Genomic DNA, 17,881 nt, shown 5'->3' with positions numbered 1-17,881 from the left:
CGCCCTGGGGTAGACCTCCCCCACTCCCCCTCCTCCCTGACCGAAGGGGCATAGCGCCTCCCTGTGCGCGCGGGTCTGGGGGTTTTCAAATACACAACTTCCCGACCCTCACGGAAGGAGGCCGCTCATGGCTGGACGTGGTCCCGCGCCCAAACTTCAGCATCAGCGCGAGCGCGACACGAAGCGCCGCCAAGCTGACGCGGTCACTCTGACCGCTGACGGCGAGCTCCGCGGCCCCGAGCTCCCCAAGGGCATCCTCAATCCGCACCCCGAGACGCTCGCGTGGTGGGAGACCTGGCGCCGGTCGCCTCAGGCCCAGCTCTTCGAGGACACCGACTGGGAAGCACTGAAGCGGGCCGCCCTCCTCCACGACTACGTCTGGAAGGCGCCACAGAAGCCCTCAGCCGCCGCAATCTCCGAGCTCCGGCTGATCGAGGAGCGCTACGGCGCCACCTACGTCGACCGCCAGCGGGCCAAAATCCACATCTCCCGCGAGTCCGCCGCCGACGCCGAGGTAGTCCAGCTTCGCTCTGTGAGCTCCCGCGCCGACGTCATGGCCCGCATGAGGGGCGATAAATGAGCACTTTGGCCCCCGCCGTTACTGCCGTGACCTCGCTCCCCGAGTTCCCGCTTGACGGCTCGATCAAAACCCTCGGCTGGGGCTTGATCGAGTGGGCCGAGGGCTACCTCCTCCAGCCCGACGGCGATCAGGCCGGCGAGCCCTATACGTTTACACGCGAGCAATGCAACTTCATCCTCTGGTTCTACTCGCTCGATGCCGGAGGCAAGTTTGAGAACCGCCGTGGCGTGCTCCGACGCGCTAAGGGCTGGGGCAAGTCGCCGTTCCTCGGCGCCCTGGCTCTCGCCGAGCTCTGCGGCCCCGTCCGCTTCGGCGGCTGGGACTCCTTCGGCGAGCCAATCGGCGTCCAGCATCCGAAGCCCTGGATCGTCATTGCGGGTGTCTCCGAGACTCAGACGCAAAACACCTTCGACGCGATCCGCGCAATGTGCGAGGACTCGGCCCTAGTCGACGACTACGGCCTCGACGTCGGCATGACCCGAATCCTGACGCCGACCGGGAAAATCGTCCCGATCACGGCGAACTCCGCGACTCAGGAAGGCGCCCGGCCCTCCTTCGCGATCATGGACGAAACCCACCACTGGACCGTGAGCAATGGCGGCTACAAGCTGGCCCGCGTGGTCCGGCGTAACCTCGCCAAGAGCCGCGACGGTTCGGCCCGCGTGGTCGAGACGACGAACGCTCACGAGCCCGGTCACGACTCGGTCGCCGAGGCGAGCTACCTCGCATGGCGGGCAATGGTCGAAGGCCGCACGGTCGCCAAGGGCCTCCTCTACGACACCCGCGAGGCCCCGGCAGACATCGACCTCGCCGACGAGAAGGCCGTCCTCGCTGGCCTGAAGGCCGCCTACGGCGACGCTCACTGGGTAGACCTGGAGCGAATCCTGGCCGAGGTCTACGACCCCGACACGCCGCCCGAGGAAGCCCGCCGCTTCTACCTGAATCAGATCGTGGCCGCCGCCGACTCGTGGGTAGCCCCGCCTGAATGGATGAAGAACCGCCGCGACGACCTCCGGCCGCTCCTCTTCGGCGATCCCAACGCACGGACCAAGAAGGGCGACACCGTCACCCTCGGCTTCGACGGCTCGCTCACCGACGACTCGACCGCGCTGGTCGCGTGCCGAGTCGACGACGGCGCCGCCTTCCTGCTGGCGATCTGGGAAAAGCCCGAAGGCCCCAAGGGGCAAGGCTGGGAAGTCCCGAAGGATCAGGTCCGCGACGCGGTCGACTTCGCTTTCTCGACCCTCGACGTCGTCGCGTTTTTCTCGGACGTCGCCTACTGGGAAACCGACGTCGACGCATGGCGGGACGCCTACGGCGAGCGCCTCCTCGTGAAGGCCACGACCCGCCACGCGATCGGCTGGGATATGCGCGGGCATCAGATGGACACGACCCGCGCCGTGGAAGCACTCCACCGGGCGATCACCGACGGCGAGCTCCCTTGGACCGCCCACAAGCTGATCGCCGGCTCAGGGAACGCCAAGGAGCTCAATGCCGAGGAAATCCTGACCCGCCACGTCAACAACGCACGCCGCCGCATCAATCGCTGGGGCGTCTACTTCGGCAAGGAAACCCGCGAGTCGCCGAAGAAGATCGACGCCGTCGCTTCCCTCGTGCTGGCCCGCATGGCCCGCACCCGTGTCCTCTCCGAGGGCGGCCTGAAGAAGAAGCGCCGCGCCCCCGGCCGACTGATCGGCTTCTAACCCCCGACGCCCGAAAGGAGGGCTCGTAATGGCTATTGACGCCTCCCTCGCTGGACGGCTGAACGACGAACTGACGACCGACCTCGGCCGCGACGGACGCCTCGGCAAGGTGCGCCGCTACCTCGCGGGCGACCACGATATGCCGTACATGCCGCGAGGCGCCAAGGCCGAGTACAGGCACCTAGCGGGCCGAGCGATAACGAACTGGACCCCGCTCCTCTCCGATACCTACGCTAAGGGCCTCTTCGTGGACGGCTACCGGCCCGCCAAGGCCGCCGATAACGCCGTTCCGTGGGGCTACTGGCAGGAGAACGGCCTCGACGCCCGCCAGAGTATCGCCCACCGGGGCGCCCTGGAATACGGCGCCAGCTACACGCTGATCCTTCCCGGCACGGTCCAGTCCCGGCGCATCCCGCTTATGCGCCCGCTCTCCCCGCTCCGCTCTGCGGCGTGGTATCGGGACGACGACGACGAGTTCCCCGAAATCGGCCTCCGGCGCCTCGGCACGACGGTCGACGGCGCCCAGCTGATCGAGCTCTTGGACCGTCAGAGCGTTTACACGTTCGCACGGCCGAAGGACTCCGACCGCTGGATACTCTCCCGCGTGGACGATCACGGCCTCGGCTACACGCCCTTTATCCGGTTCCGCGACCGGCTGGACGGCGAGGCCGTGGGCATCATCCGGCCGGTGCTGAACCTTCAGGACCGTGTAAACGAGATCGTCTTCTCGCTCCTGATCGCCCTTCAGTACGCCGCCTTCCGCCAGCGGTGGGCGACCGGCCTCGTGATCCCCGAGGACGACGACGGCAACCCGATCGAGCCGTTCCAGTCCGCCGTAGACCGGCTCTGGATCAGCGACTCGACCGAAGCCAAGTTCGGCGACTTCGCTCAGACCGAAGTCTCCGGCCACCTTCAGTCCTACGAGTCCAGCGTCCGCACGCTCGCCGCCGTAGCTCAGGTATCGCCGAACATTCTGACCGGCGACCTCGTGAACCTCAGCGCCGACGCGCTGGCCCAGATGGAAGCCTCGACCCAGCGAAAGATGGGCGAGTACGAGACGCTCTTCGGCGAGTCCTGGGAGTCCGCCTTCCGCCTAGCCGCCCTGGCCGCCGGCGACTCCGCCGCCGCGATCGACACGAGCGCTCAGGTCCGCTGGCGCGACACCGAGGCCCGCTCGCTCTCCCAGACCGTCGACGCCCTCGGCAAGATCGCCCAGATGCTTCAGGTTCCCGTCGAAGCCCTCTGGGAGAAAATCCCCGGCGTCACCGAGACGGACGTCTCCTACTGGAAGTCGATCCGAGACGAAACCGACCTCCTCGGAGGCATCGTCGCGGAAATGCAACGGCAGACAACGACCCGTGAAACCAACGCCGCCGCGATCCAAGGCACCAACGCGGCCTAACCGACCGCGAGGAGGCCCACTATGGCAGTTGACCTTGTGGGCCTCTCCCGCGATCACATGGCTAAGCAGGTCCGCGACGCGGCCGTTGTTCAGGCCGGGCTCGCGGTCGCGTTCGACAAGGGCCTAAAGCCCGCCGACCTCGACGCCTCATTCCCGACTTACCTCCGCTCCGCCCTGGCCCTTGTGTCGGCGGGGCGAGGAATGGCGACCGGCACCGCTAGGAGCTACTACGGCGACGCCAAGCAGGGCGCCGGGTTCGATAAGACGATCCCCGCCCTCGCGACGCCGGAAATGGACATTTTCAAGGCGACTCAGGCCCTCCTCATGACCGGCCCGGTCGCAATCAAGAAGCAACTCGCCTCCGGCGTCGGCCTCGTGGCCGCAATGGACGCCGCCAAGGCCCAGACCCTCCGCGTCGGCAAGCGCCTCACGCTCGAAGCACCCCGGCAACACCTGATCCAGCTGGTCCGGAAGGACAAGGACGCCCTCGGATGGGCACGTGTCTCCGACGGCCAGCCCTGCCACTTCTGCGCCATGCTCGTAGGCCGTGGCCCGGTCTACAAGGAAGGCACGGCCCGCTTCAAGGCGCATAACGGCTGTGGTTGCTCCGTGCGCCCGTTCTTCAAGGGCGAAGCCGACGGCGGCTGGAGTCCGGACGCAAAGGCCCTCAGGAACCTCTGGGACGGCGTCGACGAAAACGGCAACCCGCTCCCCGGACGCAAGGAAGGCGCCACGCTGACACTCGCCGAGTGGCGGGCCTTCTACGGCGCGGCGGTAAACGACCCTGGCTCCCCGGTCTTCAAGACGTTCACGGAGAAGGTCGCCAAGCACATCAGCGCCCCGGCCGTCGTGGAGGCCCGCAAGATCGCCGTCTCGGCCTACGCCGAGCAGGTCGCCGCCCAGAAGGCCGCCGAGAAGGCCGCCCGAGAGGCCGCGGACACCGCCGCCAAGAAGGCCGCCGAAGAGGAAGCCAAGAAGGCCGCCGCTGAAGCCGCCAAGATCAAGAAGTGGAAGGGCAAACCCGCCCCGGTAAAGCCCGTCGAGCCGAAGCCGGCCTCGACCCTCGGCCCGGCGGCGTTCGACGGCTGGCTCGCCGCCGTGAAGAAGCGCTACGCCGACTTCGCGGCCAAGACGGGCAACCCCAAGAGCGACCTCACGCTCTCGCTCAACTGGCACTACGTCCAGAAGGTCATCAACGGCCACGACAAGGCCGCGCTCGACGCGCTGAAGACCATGAGCTACGTCGACGACCAGCTCTACGCCGACGCCCTCGCCGCCATGAAGGCCGCCGACGCCCCGATCCCCGGCGCCGCCGAGGCGTACAAGAAGGAGCTCACGAGCTACCGGAACCGCCTCACGCGCTACAAGCGCTACATCGAGGAATGGCGCGAGGTCAACGGCATCACGTCGACGGCCAAAGGCATGGACGACGCCCTGATCTTCGCGAGCAACCGCGAGGCCGTCGAGTGGGCAAATGCCAAGTTCCCGCCCCCGTCTGAAGGCGTCGGAAAGGCCGCCCTCTACAAGTACACAGGCGGCTCCTACCGACCCTGGAACCAAGCCCTCCGCGAGCACGCGAACCCTGACACGCTCCCGCCTGGCTCGTGGAAGACGCACACGAAGAACGCCGACGCTGCGTTTACACGCGCTCCCGAGGACTTCATCGTGACCCGAGGCACCGGCTGGGACGAGTTCGCGACGCCGGACGGCAAGCGCTCCTTCCGCATCCCGCCCCCGCCGCCCGAGGACTTGATCGGCACGGTCCAGACCCAGCACGGCTACACGTCCACGGCTATGTCCGGCCAGTCCGATAACTCCTCCTTTGGCGGCCAAGTCCAGCTGAAGATCAGAGTTCCCGAGGGCCACCCGGTCGCGTGGGTAGATCCCTTCTCCCAGTTCCGAGGCGAGCGCGAAATGCTCCTCGCCCGGTCGACGAGCCTCTACATTCACAACGTCTACAAGTCCGGCCGAGGCAGTCACTACGTCGTCGAGGCCGAAGTGATCCCAAAGGACGTCGACCCCGCATCCTTCGCCGCGTCCGCCGTCCCCACTCCGGCGACTACGCCCTTCCAGTGACGTAAGGCGCCTCGCGTGCTAAAGTTGACGTGACTAGAGAGAGAAGGTAAAGGATGCTTCACGACAGAGCCTCCGAGCCGTTCGAGCTCAGCTACGCGCCGAAGCGTTACCCGGCGCCGGACTGGGAGGCGCTCGGGACGGTTACGAGAATATGGGTTCCGGACGACGAAACGGTCGGCTGGCTGGTCAGGCAAGACCCCGACCGGCTGGCCTTCCTCTCCGACGCCGGCCCTGACAAGCTCGGCTACGTGATCCGCGAGCTGGTCCGAGAGCTTATGGCCCAAGGCGCCGCCCGAGGCACTCCGGCGGCCGATCTGTGGACCGAAATCCTCGGCCGCACGCTCCACACGACCCCTACAGAAGAGTTTCTCCCCGCGATCGTCGCGGACGTGAGGAAAGAATGGGGCAACTGACCTAGTTAGCCCCGAAAGACCCGCCTTGGCTCCGGCCGCGGCGGGTTTTTTCATGCCCAAAATCACCCGCGCTCGGCAGGTACGAGCGCCAACCGTCCCAAGGAGGACGTTTACACATGGCTGACACCGAAAACCAGACTCCCGCCGCTACCGACGCCAAGCCGGACGCCGAAAAGACGCCCTGGGGCGCCGACTTCGACGCCGAGCGGGCTTGGAAGCTGGTCCAGAACCTCCGCGCCGAGGTTACAGACCTGAAGCAGAAAAACAGCACTTACGAATCCGAGCGGCAGGCCCGCGAGGACGAAGGCAAGAGCGAGCTCCAGAAGCTTCAGGACCGTCTTCAGGCCGCCGAGCAGAAGGCCAAGGAAGCCGCTCGCGATCTGAACCTTCAGAAGGTGCTCCGCAAGCACCCCGAGCTCGAAGACTTCGCCGATCTGCTGACCGGCGAGACGGAGGAAGAGCTCTTCGCCAAGGCTGAACGGCTCGCCGCGATCGGCAAGCCGAAGGAACCGGCCGAAGGCGAGCAGAAGGACGGCGAGCAGAAGCCCGACGCGCCGGAGCTCCCGGCTAAGCCAACCCCCAACCTGACCCCCGGACACGGCGGCGACGACTCCACCCCCTTTGACCCGACGGCGATCGCACTCGCGGCCCGTCAGTAAACCATCCTCTGAAAGGAACACCCTCTAATGGCTAACACCTTCTACACCGCCGAACAGGTCGCCAAGGTCGCCGTGGCAATGGCGACTCAGGACTCCTTCCTCGGCGCCCTGGTCAACCGCAACTTCGAGAATGACCTGCTGGGAGGCGGCGGCAAGGGCCGCACCGTGAACGTCCGCGTCCCGTCCGCGCTGATCGCCCGCTCTCGCGGCATCGACGACGTGACGACCAACATCGTGCTCGACTCCCTGACCGAGACGACCGTTCCGGTATCCCTCGGCGAGCACATCTACAACGCCGTCGGCCTCTCCGAGGGCGACCTGACCCTGAACCTCGAAGACTTCTCGAAGCAGGTTCTCGCGCCTCAGGTCGACGCCGTCGTGGAGTCCGTCGAGGACGAAGTCGCCAAGGCCCTGAAGTCGATCACCCTGGATACCTCTATCAAGTGGAGCGACGCCGACCCGGTGAAGACCTTCACCGCGATCCGCAAGGAGCTCCGCAAGCGCGGCGTCCCGGCCACCAACCTGAACGTCGTCGTAGGAACAGACGTCTACGCGGCCCTGCTGGACGCCAAGGCGATCACCGACGCCTCCGAGTCCGGCTCTACCGCCGCTCTCCGCGACGCGAACGTGGGCAAGGTTCGGGGCTTCAACATCGTCGAGTCGACCCGAGTCGACGACGGCGAAATCGTGGCCTTCCACCGCGACGCCTTCACCCTGGCAGTTCGGGCACCGATCGTCCCGGCTGGCGCCTCCTTCGGCCAGTCCATCAGCGGGGGTGGCTACTCCCTGCGCTACCTCCGCGACTACGACGTGACGAAGACCATCGACCGCTCTATGGTCAGCACCTTCGCGGGCGTGGCCGCAATGCCGCTCTACAAGATCGAGCGCGACCACACCGCAAAGACCGCCTCGGTGGTCGAGGTTCCCGGTGGCGCCGCTCTGCGCATGAGCATCTCGGACGCTGAGCCGGCCTAAGCCCAAGGAAGACCGTGGGGCGCTTCACCCGAGGCGCTCCACGGCCCTCTGAGCCCCTGAAAGGAGTTTCCCTTTGCCTTCACCCCTCCCTCCTCCGGTTAGCTCGCTGGAGGCGCGTCTGGGGCTCCCGACGGGCTCGCTGGAAGGCGAGGAGCTCGCCCGAGCTACCGCCGCCCTCGACGACGCCGCGACCCTGGCCCTCGCCGAAGTCCCCGCCCCGAAGGCGGGGGCGTGGGAAACCGACGCCCCCAAGGTGGTCGCCCTCGTGGTCCTGAAGGCCGCCCGTCGCGAGTTCGAGAATCCCCGAGGCATGAATCAGGAGTCGCTCGGCGAGCACTCGGTCGGCCTCACCGATACCTCCGGCGTCTACCTCACGGCCCGCGAGGTTGCCCAGATCAAGCGAGCCGCTACCGGCCGCTCCGGAGGCTTCGTCGGCACGATCCGGACCCCTAGCGCCTACTTCGACCCGCTGAGCCGCTAGGAGGACCCGAAATGCCCACCGAGGCCGCCGCAACCTACTCTGTCCCGGCCGCTCTGGACGGCGTCCCCGTCGACCCCGAGAGCGACCTCTTCCCCCTGATCGCTGAGGAGGAACTCCGGTGCTACTTACCTCCTACCGCGTAGTCCCCGCCGTCTACCGGCTACGAGCGGTAGCGGGCGTCGACTCCTACGGCGACACCGTCGAGTCCTGGGACGCCCCCGAGCGCGTCCGGCTGATCGGCGCGACAGTGCAGGACGTCCGCGCCGAGGAAACCGAGGGCACCGTCCGCCGCGTGATCCGTGGCGAGAAGGCCCTCTTTGTCCCCGGCGCTGCCGATCTGACCGAAAACGACCGCGTCGAAATCGCCGGCGAGGTATGGCGTGTATACGGCGCTCCGACCGTCCGCCACGGCCTCGCCTCCCGCGTTTACACGACCGCAACCCTATCCCGCTCCTCCGGCTGAAAGGAGGCCGAATGGCCGCGCCAAAAATCCGCCTCGACAGCGCCGGAATCGGCGAAATCCTGGCCTCGGCCGCCGTCAAGGCGGAAGTCGAGGTGCTCGGCTCGGCGGTCGCCTCGGCCGTCGGGAGTCCCACCGCCTCCGGCAAACCGATCCCCGTCGTCAAGCGCTCCCGCATTGCCTCAGGCGGAAGGCTGAAGGGCTCCCGGCCAGCCGTCGACATAACCCTCGCCCACGTCGCCGGAATGGCAGTCGAAGCCAAGCGAGGGCCCCTCGTGAAGGCGGCTTCCTCCGTGGGCCTTCAGGTGAAGCGTCAGGGCAGGTAGCGGCATGAACACACCTATCGCCTTCCCAGACGCTCAGCTGGCCGTCCGCGACCTCCTGCGAACGCTCCTGGCCTCGCGCACGGAGCCTTACGCAAGAGGCGCCGTCGTGTCGACCAAGGGGCTGACCGGCGACGACGCCTCACGGAAGCTCCCGTACATACAAGTCCGCTCCGACGGCAAGTTCCGCGACTCCCGGCTCGACGGGCGGGCAACCGTCCGCGTGCTGGTCTACCACCGCGACGAAGGACTCGGCGAGGCTCTCGCCGCACTATGCGAGGCCCTCCTCCTCTCGGCGTCTTCCGCCGACGTGCGGGGGTCCACGTCCGTTACCGGGCCGATCCCGACGGGCGATCCAGAGACGGGCCTCCCGCTCTCATTTTTCACCATCACGGCGCGGCTGCGGCCCCGCCAACTGACCTAAAGAAAAGGAGCGTGCTGAATGGCTGGCAACGCTGAAAATACCGCTCTGTGGCTCGGCGCTGACGTCTACATTGCCCCCGAGAACACCGACGGACCCGCCGACATCATCACCGCATGGGCCGCCGACTGGAAGGCCGTCGGTCTTCTGGACGGCGAGAACGGGATCACCGAAGCCCGCGAGGGCGACTCGACCGAGCACTACGCCTGGGGCGGTCTGCTTTATCGCCGGACCAACTCCAAGCACAAGCGAACCTTCAAGTTCGTAGCGCTGGAAGACAACGACACTACGTTCGCCCTTATCAACCCTGGCTCGACCCGCACGGTCACCGGTGGAGTCCGCACGGCGAAGATCAAGGCCCCGGTTGCCGGAACCCGCTTCTCGGTCGGCTTCGAGGTCCGTGACGGCGCCAAGATCAAGCGCCGCTTCGCCAAGCACGCCGAAGTGACCAACGTCGCCGAAATCAAGGAATCCGAAACCGATCCCACGGTCTACGAGATCACCGTCGTCGTCTTCCCCGAGTCCGACGGCACCCTCTACACGACCATCGAGGACGACCCGGCCGCCCCGTAAGGCACCTATCGGGGGAGCCGCTCGCGTGGGGCGACTCCCCCGTCTACATACCCTCCCACGCACCCCCTGACTTCCTCCAACCCACGCTAAGGAGCTCCCATGTCCGCACCCAAGTCCGCCGCCGCTGCTGAAGCACTCGGCGAAAAAATCCCCTTCACCGCCCGAGGCGTCGACTTCCTCCTCGATCCGTCTTCCGAATGGGACTTCGAGGCAATCGAAGCTTTCGAGGCCGGCAAGATCGCAACCTTCCTCCGGCTGATCCTCGGCGATAAGCAGTACGCCGCTTTCAAGGCCACGAAGCCCAAGGTCGGCGACGTCGACGCCTTCGTTATGGACCTCCAGAAGGCCCTCGGTATCGCGGGAAACTGATCCCGCTCGCCGCCCTTCTCCGTGAAATGTCCGACGTCGTAGAGGCCGACCTTCAGCGCTTCTACGGCGTCGACTTCGCGGACTACTGGCGCGGCGAGCTCTCGATCCGGCGCCTCTCGGTCCTCATTCACCACCTCCCGCCAGAGTCGGCGTGCGCCCGGCAACTGAGCAAGACCGAAGCGGGCTGGGACGTCCACGCATACCTCCTCTCCGATCTGTACCACGCCTTCACCGGCAACCCGCATCCCGCACGGCCGAAGCCGGAGGCGGCGAACAAGTCCACCCGCTACTCGACGCTCCGCGCAGCACTGGAGGCCCAGCGAGAGCGCCTAGGAACCACCGACACCTAAGGAGGCCCCCTCGTGTCAAATGTCGGGTACGCAACCCTTACCGTCCTGCCCTCCGCGAGGGGCTTCGCTACCGCGCTTCGGGGTGAGGTCACGGCCCCTATGGAGAGCGCCGGCCGGGACGGCGGCGAGAAGTCCGGCGGCGCCTTCGCTGGCGCTTTCAAGAGCCTCGTAGCTCCCGCCCTGGCTTTCGCGTCGGTCGGCGCGATAGGCGGCTTCGTCAAGGGCGCTATCTCGGCCGCTGGCGACCTGGAGCAGAGCATCGGGGCTATTGAGACGGTCTTCAAGGGCTCCTCCTCCCAGATGCTCGCGTGGTCCGATCAGGCCGCTATGTCCGTCGGCCTGACGGCGAATCAGTACAACACCCTCGGCACGCTGATCGGCTCCCAGCTGAAGAACGCGGGCATCCCTATGGAGGAGCTCGCCGGGAAGACCAACGACCTGATTACCCTCGGCGCCGATATGGCCTCCATGTTTGGCGGGACCACGTCCGACGCCGTCGAGGCCCTTTCCTCGGCCCTGAAGGGCGAAATGGACCCGATCGAGCGGTACGGCGTGACCCTGAACGCCGCCGCGATCGAGGCCGAGGCCGCCGCTATGGGCGCCCAGAAGGTCGGCGGTGAGTACACGGACACGGCGAAGAAGGCCGCGATCCTCTCGCTCATCACGAAGCAGACCGCCGACGCGCACGGCAACTTCGCCAAGGAGTCCGCGACCTACGCGGGCCAGCTGGAACGAATGAAGGCCGGCTGGGGCAACATCACCGCCGCAATCGGCACGGCCTTCCTCCCGGTCCTGACGTCGACCTTCGGATGGATCAATACCAACGTCATGCCAACCCTCCAGGGATGGGCAAACATGCTCGGGCAGGGCGGCCTCAGTGGCGCCTTCGAGCCGCTGATCGGCGCCGTCCGAGCCTTCGGCGCGGCGTGGAAGGCCAACGACGGCGACGTGACAAGCTCCGGCCTCGCCGGAGTCTTCGAGCAGGTAGCTAACGCGCTCCGGCCTATCTGGGACGCCCTCCAGCCTCTCGGACAGGTAGCGCTCCTCGTAGCGTCCCAGCTCTCCCCGCTGAGCCTCCTCTTCCGCTCGCTGGAGCCGGTCCTCCCGGTCCTCCTCGGCGCGATCATGCAGCTAGGCGTCGGAATCGCTGGGACGCTGACCGTGGCCCTGGCTCAGATCGTCCCGCTCGTGTCGACCTTCGTGCAGACCCTGTCCGGCGTCTTCGTCGCGATCATGCCCGCCATAACGTCCATGATCTTCACCTTCGGCAACGCGTTTACACTCCTTGTCCCGATCATCATGAACGTCCTCACGGCGGTAGTCCCGCTGGCGACGACTCTCATGGCTCAGCTGGCCCCGGTCATTACCAACTTGGTGACTTCGGTCATGCCTCCGCTTGTCTCGATCTTCGGGAACGTAGTGAGCGCGGTCGGCCCGCTGGTGCAGATGATCGCGGGGCTCCTGATCCCGGTCATTTCCGCGCTCCTCCCCGTCGTCGTGACGGTCTTCAGCGTGGTAGCCGACGTGATCCGGAATGCCATGCAGATCGCTCAGGGCGTGATCCAAGTCGTGACCGGCATCATCACCGGCAACTGGTCGAGCGTCTGGTCCGGCATCCAAAACATCGTGGCGGGCATCTGGAACACGATCACGGCCCTAATCGGCGGCGCGATCCGCGTCGTGCTCTCCGTAATCAGCGGCGTGCTCGGGGCAATCTCCGGCGTCTGGGGCTCCGTCTGGAACGGCATCGTCGGCTTCCTCGGTGGCGCTTGGAACTCGATCGTCTCCGGCGTCTCTGGCGGAATCGGGCAGGTGCTCGGCTTCTTCGGCGGCCTGATCGGGCGCATTACCGGCGCCATGTGGAACGCCGGCTCAGCCCTCTTCGGCATCGGCCAGAACATCATTCAGGGCCTCGTGAACGGCATCGGCTCAATGATGGGCGCTATCGGCCGCGCGATCCTCTCTCTGGTCCCTGGCCCGATCGTGGGCGTCTTCAAAGACCTACTCGGTATTCACTCCCCGTCCCGCGTATTCCGCGGCTTCGGCGTGAACATCGGCGAGGGTCTGATCCTCGGTATTCAGGATATGCACCACGACGTCGAGCGCTCGGTCGCGGCCCTCGCTTCGATCCCGGCCGGGGCTTCCATCATCGGCCCGGACGTTCAGGCCGGAGGCATTCAGGGCGCTCTCGTGGACGCGGCTACGCGGGGCAACGGAGGCGCCCAGGCACCTATCCATCAGGAAAACCACTTCAACGTTCCTATGTCCGAGGAGGCTTACGCCGAGCTCGCGGCTAGGAAGCTACTTAGGGCAGGAGTTGGGCGCTAATGGCTCTCGAAACCTTCACCACCACGGCGGCGTCCCTGACGCTGACGACCGGCGAAATGCTGGAGCTCCAGCCGGGAACCAATCAGGTGCTCACCCACCTTGACGGCTGGTTTTCCCCCGCTGGCACGCGCCGGGAAGGGACCGCTCGCCTTTGGGCGCACGGTTCCTTCTCGGAGCGCGGCTGGCGCGATCAGCGCGTAATCACCCTCGGCGGCCATATCTTCACGGGAAACCGAGGCGACGCGGCCCGCATGACCGACACGCTGGCGGCGGCCCTGGCCGACGGCACGGCGGGCAAGTTCATCGTGAACGACGCCGACCTCGGCTACCGCGAGGCGACGGTCTTTATCCAAGGCACCCCTACGGTCAACTGGGACGGCAACCTCGACATTTTCTTCATGATCGACATGGTTGCTCCTGACCCGCGCAAGTACGGCCTCCCGCTCACGGCGTCGACCCTCGCGGCGGCACCGGGCGGCGGCCTCGCCTTCGACCTCTTCGGATCGGGCGGCTACGTCCACACGTCACCCGGCAACCTCGCAAACAACGCGGCACCGTATGACGGCAACGGCTGGGGAACCTCCGGCGCCTACGTCCGAACCTACGAAATCATCAACGGTCGCCCGGCGATCGTCGTCACGAAGTCTGGCACCGGCTCCTACCTCTGGTACGGCCGCAACATGGGCACGACCGGAACCTCTACCGGCACGCCTACGTCAGTCGGCCCCGGCCTGGTCCCGATCACCCCCGGTCAAACGGCCTACGCAAGCGTCGATATGGGCGTGGACACGGCGGGCTTCGACGGCAAGATTACGCTCCGGTTCTTCAACTCCTCCGGCACCGAAATCGGCTCCTCCGCTGGCCCGGTAACGGCCTTCTCGACGCTGAACTCGTGGCAGACGTTTACACACTCTGCCGTCGCCCCGGCGAACTCGGCCTACTTCTACGCCGAGAACGTTATCGGCGGCACGACCGTCGGCGGCGAGCGCGGATGGGCCGGAGACGCCTACCTTGGCACGACCCCGCCCGTCGCGTCGACCGGTACGGCCGGAGTCCTCGACTTCGGCGCCGCTGGCTCCCCCGGTACGGCCACGTTGGAAAACGTCGGCACAGCTGACGCGGCTCCGGTCTTTACGATCACCGGCTACGCCCCTGGCTTCACCATCACGGAAGTCTCGACAGGCGCCCGCCTGATCTACTCCGAGCCGGTCCTCGAGGGCCAGCGCCTCGTAATCAACGCCGGCGACGGCTCCGTGCTGCTGGACGGCTACGCCGACCGCTCGGGCTACCTGACCCGCCGCGAGTGGACCCGCGTCCCCGGCCGGACCCGTAACACCTATCTCTTCGAGTCACCCGGCAACACCGGCGCTCAAATGACCCTAGAAATGAGGCCCGCATGGTGGTAGAAAACGTCGGCTATCAGGCGTTCCTATGCAACACCGTCACCGGGGAAATCTCGGCCTTCTTCCCCCCGTCTAAAGTCTCGTGGGGCATGCGCCTAAACGGCCCTGGCCCGATCCAAGCCTCGCTGAAGGTCAACTCCGAGGAGCTGCGGAACATCGAGGTCCGCCTAGCGACTATGGCGCTCCGGCAAAGCCTCGGAATCGCCTACAACGGGCAGATTCTCGAATGCGGGCCGATCTGGACTCAGGACTACGACGCCGAGCGGGAAGAGCTCGCGCTCACGGCCTCCGGCCTCTGGTCCGTCTTCGACACCCGCAAGGTGCTCCCCGGTAATGCCCCGTCCGTCGCCATGACGGCTCAGGACTGGCTCGCTAACTGGTGGCGGTACAACTGGGGACCGCCGAACTCCGTCGAAATCAAGCTCCGCAACCTCTCGCTCGGCTCGATCGCCCGCGAGCTCGTGCGGATCAGCATTCAGGACAACCCGTTTACACGCCCCGACGGCTCGAACGCCGGGTCGCTAAACATCGTCCTCCCCGCGATCGAGTCCGGAACCAACGAACGGAACTATCAGGGCTACGACCTCGGCAACATCGGCGAGCGCCTCCGGCAACTGACTGAAGTCCAGAACGGGCCTGACATTAGGTTCCGGCCCCGCTTCAAGGCCGACGATCCAACGATCGTCGAGTGGGTAATGGAAACCGGCACCGACGCCCAGCCGCTCCTAGTCCAGTCCGGCCCCGACTGGCTCTGGGATACCGCCGTAGCCGAGTCCGGCGTCGTCAAGCTCGGCGTCAAGCGCGACGCTACGGGCATGGCCGCCCGCGCTTGGGTTCCCGGCAACGGGCAGGAACGCAACATGAAGCTCGCATGGTCCACCGACCTTCGCCTCGTAAATGCGGGCTTCCCTTGGACCGAAACCGACATTGCTTCCAAGGACGTCGAGGATCAGCACATTCTCGACGCCGTCGCCGACCGGCTCCTCGCCGACTCGCTGGCCCCTTGGGACCAATGGAGCCTTCAGGTCCGCGCCGATCAACGCCCCGGCCTCGGCCAGTACCTACCGGGCGAGTGGGCTCAGATCAACGTGGGCCCCGGCCACCCCATGATCGAGCCCGGCGTCTACCGGGTCCGCATCATGGCCGTCGACGGCGACCACACCGAAACAGTCAAGCTCACAGTCGCACCAATGCAAGGGAGGCTCTAAATGGAACTAGACGGCATCCCCCGCCGCTCGGTCGAATCCGACCCGCTGGCCGCCCTCATGCAGAAGATCACGAAGCTGGAGGGCCAAGTCGCCTCCCTGGAGCGCGGCGCTACCTTGCGTAACGCCTCAATCTCGGGAGGCGACGGCCTCCGCGTGCTGGACGCCGACGGCGGCACCCGCGTCTCGATCAACACCACCGACGGCGCCGTAGTCGCCTACGACGCCGGAGGCAACGCCGTGGCCCGCTTCGGCCCGCTGACCAACTCAAAACCCGGCTCCTACGGCGTCGAGGTCAAGTACAACGGCTCTTGGGTTCAGGTCGGCGGCGGCAATGTCGACTGGGGCAACATCTCGAACAAGCCCGCCAGCTACCCGCCCTCCGGCCACGGCCACAACGGCGGCGATATTTCCGGCGTCGTCCCTGAAGCAAGCCTCGCTCAGGGCTCGTGGCAGGCGTACAACCAAAACGTCCCCGGCACGAGCTTCTACGCCGTATGGGTAGGGAATGGCGCCGGGAACCAGTTCGGCCGGAATACCTCCTCGGCCCGATACAAGAACAACATCAGGCGCCACGACTCCGACGCCTCCGACGTCCTCGCGCTTCAGCCGGTGATCTACGACCGTAACGACCAGCTCGTGTATCCGGAAGACCCCGAGACGGGCGAGCGCCTGATCGGCCCGCCCAACCTGATCCCTGGCGCCAAGGGCGAGTACGGCCTGATCGCTGAGCAGGTCGCCGAGCACGTCCCCGAAATCGTCCAGTGGTACGAGGGGCGGATCGACGGTATCCGCTACGACCTCCTCTCCGTGGCACTCCTCGACGTCGTCAAGGAGCAGAACGAGCGGATCGCCGCCTTGGAGGCCGCCTTCAACACGAAGCTCCCGAAGTACACCCGGCCGAGCCGAGCCGGCCTCGACCGCCGCCGTCAGGCAAGCGCGGCGCCAGAGTTCCCGCCCGCCCCCGTCTCTTACGAAATCCTCCCTCCAGAAGGAGTAATTGAATGACCGCCAACCGTGGCCTCTTTGTCCGCAATAACGGCGCCGTCGGCACGACCCCGATCGAAGGCCGCCTCGTGCTGGGCTCTCTCGTGGCTGAGAACTCCCCAGGCGTTCCCCGTCAGGGCCTTCTCGACCAGCGCAACGCGACGCCCGTAACCGGCACGGCGAACATGAGCTACAACGTCGCCGCGATCACGCCCGTCCTGAACCGGGCGACAAATGAGGGCGTCTACATGTTCACCCTCACCGGCACGACCAACGTCGCCACTACGGCGGCCCCCGGCACCGGCTCGCGCTACGACCTGATCTACGTCAAGCAGAACGACCTCGACAAAGGCGACGCGACCAATACGGCCGTCCTCGCTGTCCTTCAGGGCACCGCCTCTACCGGCACGCCGACGAAGCCCTACGCGAGCCTTCCGGCCGGGGCTTACGTCCTCGCCGAGGCCCTCGTGAACAGCGGGGCGACCGCAACCAACGGGGCTCAGGTCACGATCACTCAGGTATGGCGCTACACGGCCCTCCGCGGCGCCCCGATCCCCGTCCGCAACAAGACCGAACGAGACGAAATCACGCCGGGAGCGTTGGCAGTCGGTGTGTCGATCCGCCGCCTCGACGTCTCCCTGCCGACTATGGACGCGATCGAGCGCTGGGACGGCTCCAAGTGGACCCTGCCCTTCGCCTACGCCGAGTTCAACGCTTCCTTTGACATTGCTGGCGGGCTCGTGAACTGGGACGTCGGGCCGCTCACTCAGGACAACTCGAAGACGTGGAACAACACGTTTGCGAGCTCGGCTGGCGCCCTCTCTGGTGCAATCAACATTCTGGAAAATGGGCTCTACTCGGTCACTTTCATGTCCCTCCCGAACGGCTCCCCTGGCCGCGCCGCGCTGCTCCTGAAGAACGGCTCAGGGCAGACCTACGCCTCCAGCTTCACGGACGGCGCCTCATGGGAGACGACAGGCACCTTCACCCGATACCTCACGGCAGGTAGCTACATCCGAGGCGTCATTGTCCAGTCGAACTCGCGCCGCAATGACACGACCGTCTCGATCATGAAGCACACCGGCACTTGGACCTGACCCGCCCCGTCGCGTAGGGCGCCTTTCACCGGGCGCTCTACGACGCCGCTGACTTTCCCAGAAATGGAGCTCACAT

At 66.4% G+C, this 17,881-nt stretch carries 19 protein-coding genes; all 19 read left to right on the top strand.

Features of this window, described 5'->3' with window-relative positions:
- Positions 1 to 127 precede the first annotated feature (127 nt).
- The 19 genes from AR539_RS00800 (at position 128) to AR539_RS00710 (ending at position 17,805) form a co-directional block, all read left to right on the top strand.
- Entirely contained in the window at positions 128 to 580 is a 453-nt protein-coding gene (locus AR539_RS00800; RefSeq protein WP_066431385.1) for a phage terminase small subunit, read from the top strand.
- Positions 577 to 2,283 (top strand): terminase large subunit, encoded by a 1,707-nt coding sequence (locus AR539_RS00795; protein WP_157360888.1) that lies wholly within the window; start codon positions 577 to 579, stop codon positions 2,281 to 2,283. Before AR539_RS00800 ends, AR539_RS00795 begins: the two co-directional genes overlap by 4 nt.
- Positions 2,284 to 2,311: 28 nt before the next feature.
- Positions 2,312 to 3,685, top strand: a complete 1,374-nt coding sequence (locus AR539_RS00790; RefSeq protein WP_066431378.1) for a phage portal protein — start codon at positions 2,312 to 2,314, stop codon at positions 3,683 to 3,685.
- A gap of 21 nt (positions 3,686 to 3,706) precedes the next feature.
- Positions 3,707 to 5,761, top strand: a complete 2,055-nt coding sequence (locus AR539_RS00785; RefSeq protein ID WP_066431376.1) for a VG15 protein — start codon at positions 3,707 to 3,709, stop codon at positions 5,759 to 5,761.
- Positions 5,762 to 5,814: 53 nt separating this feature from the next.
- Positions 5,815 to 6,174 (top strand): hypothetical protein, encoded by a 360-nt coding sequence (locus AR539_RS00780; protein ID WP_066431374.1) that lies wholly within the window; start codon positions 5,815 to 5,817, stop codon positions 6,172 to 6,174.
- Between the two features lie 116 nt (positions 6,175 to 6,290).
- Positions 6,291 to 6,833, top strand: coding sequence for a hypothetical protein (locus AR539_RS00775; protein ID WP_066431371.1), 543 nt, complete (start codon positions 6,291 to 6,293; stop codon positions 6,831 to 6,833).
- 27 nt (positions 6,834 to 6,860) lie between these two features.
- Complete coding sequence (locus AR539_RS00770) at positions 6,861 to 7,808, top strand: P22 phage major capsid protein family protein (RefSeq protein ID WP_066431369.1); 948 nt, start codon at positions 6,861 to 6,863, stop codon at positions 7,806 to 7,808.
- Between the two features lie 73 nt (positions 7,809 to 7,881).
- A complete protein-coding gene (locus AR539_RS00765; RefSeq protein WP_066431367.1) occupies positions 7,882 to 8,289 on the top strand; it encodes a hypothetical protein in 408 nt (135 codons plus the stop codon).
- A gap of 118 nt (positions 8,290 to 8,407) precedes the next feature.
- Complete coding sequence (locus AR539_RS00760) at positions 8,408 to 8,752, top strand: hypothetical protein (RefSeq protein WP_066431366.1); 345 nt, start codon at positions 8,408 to 8,410, stop codon at positions 8,750 to 8,752.
- A gap of 11 nt (positions 8,753 to 8,763) precedes the next feature.
- Positions 8,764 to 9,075 carry a hypothetical protein gene (locus AR539_RS00755; protein ID WP_066431362.1) on the top strand — a complete coding sequence of 104 codons (312 nt, stop codon included), beginning with the start codon at positions 8,764 to 8,766 and terminating at the stop codon, positions 9,073 to 9,075.
- A 4-nt stretch (positions 9,076 to 9,079) separates the two neighbouring features.
- Positions 9,080 to 9,496 (top strand): hypothetical protein, encoded by a 417-nt coding sequence (locus AR539_RS00750; RefSeq protein ID WP_066431359.1) that lies wholly within the window; start codon positions 9,080 to 9,082, stop codon positions 9,494 to 9,496.
- Positions 9,497 to 9,514: 18 nt separating this feature from the next.
- Positions 9,515 to 10,066 (top strand): phage tail tube protein, encoded by a 552-nt coding sequence (locus AR539_RS00745; protein ID WP_066431356.1) that lies wholly within the window; start codon positions 9,515 to 9,517, stop codon positions 10,064 to 10,066.
- A 99-nt stretch (positions 10,067 to 10,165) separates the two neighbouring features.
- Positions 10,166 to 10,435: a hypothetical protein gene (locus AR539_RS00740; protein WP_066431354.1), complete on the top strand. Its 270-nt coding sequence runs from the start codon at positions 10,166 to 10,168 to the stop codon at positions 10,433 to 10,435.
- A gap of 26 nt (positions 10,436 to 10,461) precedes the next feature.
- Positions 10,462 to 10,785: a hypothetical protein gene (locus AR539_RS00735; protein WP_066431351.1), complete on the top strand. Its 324-nt coding sequence runs from the start codon at positions 10,462 to 10,464 to the stop codon at positions 10,783 to 10,785.
- Between the two features lie 12 nt (positions 10,786 to 10,797).
- Entirely contained in the window at positions 10,798 to 13,113 is a 2,316-nt protein-coding gene (locus AR539_RS00730) for a phage tail protein (protein WP_066431345.1), read from the top strand.
- Positions 13,113 to 14,519 (top strand): phage tail family protein, encoded by a 1,407-nt coding sequence (locus tag AR539_RS00725; RefSeq protein ID WP_066431343.1) that lies wholly within the window; start codon positions 13,113 to 13,115, stop codon positions 14,517 to 14,519. The genes AR539_RS00730 and AR539_RS00725 overlap by 1 nt, the downstream gene beginning before the upstream one ends.
- Complete coding sequence (locus tag AR539_RS00720) at positions 14,510 to 15,724, top strand: hypothetical protein (RefSeq protein ID WP_066431340.1); 1,215 nt, start codon at positions 14,510 to 14,512, stop codon at positions 15,722 to 15,724. The genes AR539_RS00725 and AR539_RS00720 overlap by 10 nt, the downstream gene beginning before the upstream one ends.
- Positions 15,725 to 16,729: a tail fiber domain-containing protein gene (locus AR539_RS00715; RefSeq protein ID WP_066431337.1), complete on the top strand. Its 1,005-nt coding sequence runs from the start codon at positions 15,725 to 15,727 to the stop codon at positions 16,727 to 16,729. It abuts the gene before it with no gap.
- Positions 16,726 to 17,805 carry a hypothetical protein gene (locus AR539_RS00710; protein ID WP_066431334.1) on the top strand — a complete coding sequence of 360 codons (1,080 nt, stop codon included), beginning with the start codon at positions 16,726 to 16,728 and terminating at the stop codon, positions 17,803 to 17,805. The genes AR539_RS00715 and AR539_RS00710 overlap by 4 nt, the downstream gene beginning before the upstream one ends.
- Positions 17,806 to 17,881 lie beyond the last annotated feature (76 nt).

Source organism: Arthrobacter sp. EPSL27, from assembly GCF_001512305.1.
Taxonomy (GTDB): Bacteria; Actinomycetota; Actinomycetes; order Actinomycetales; family Micrococcaceae; genus Arthrobacter.
Note: the sequence above shows the minus strand (reverse complement) of the source record. Positions and strands in the feature narration are given on the sequence as shown.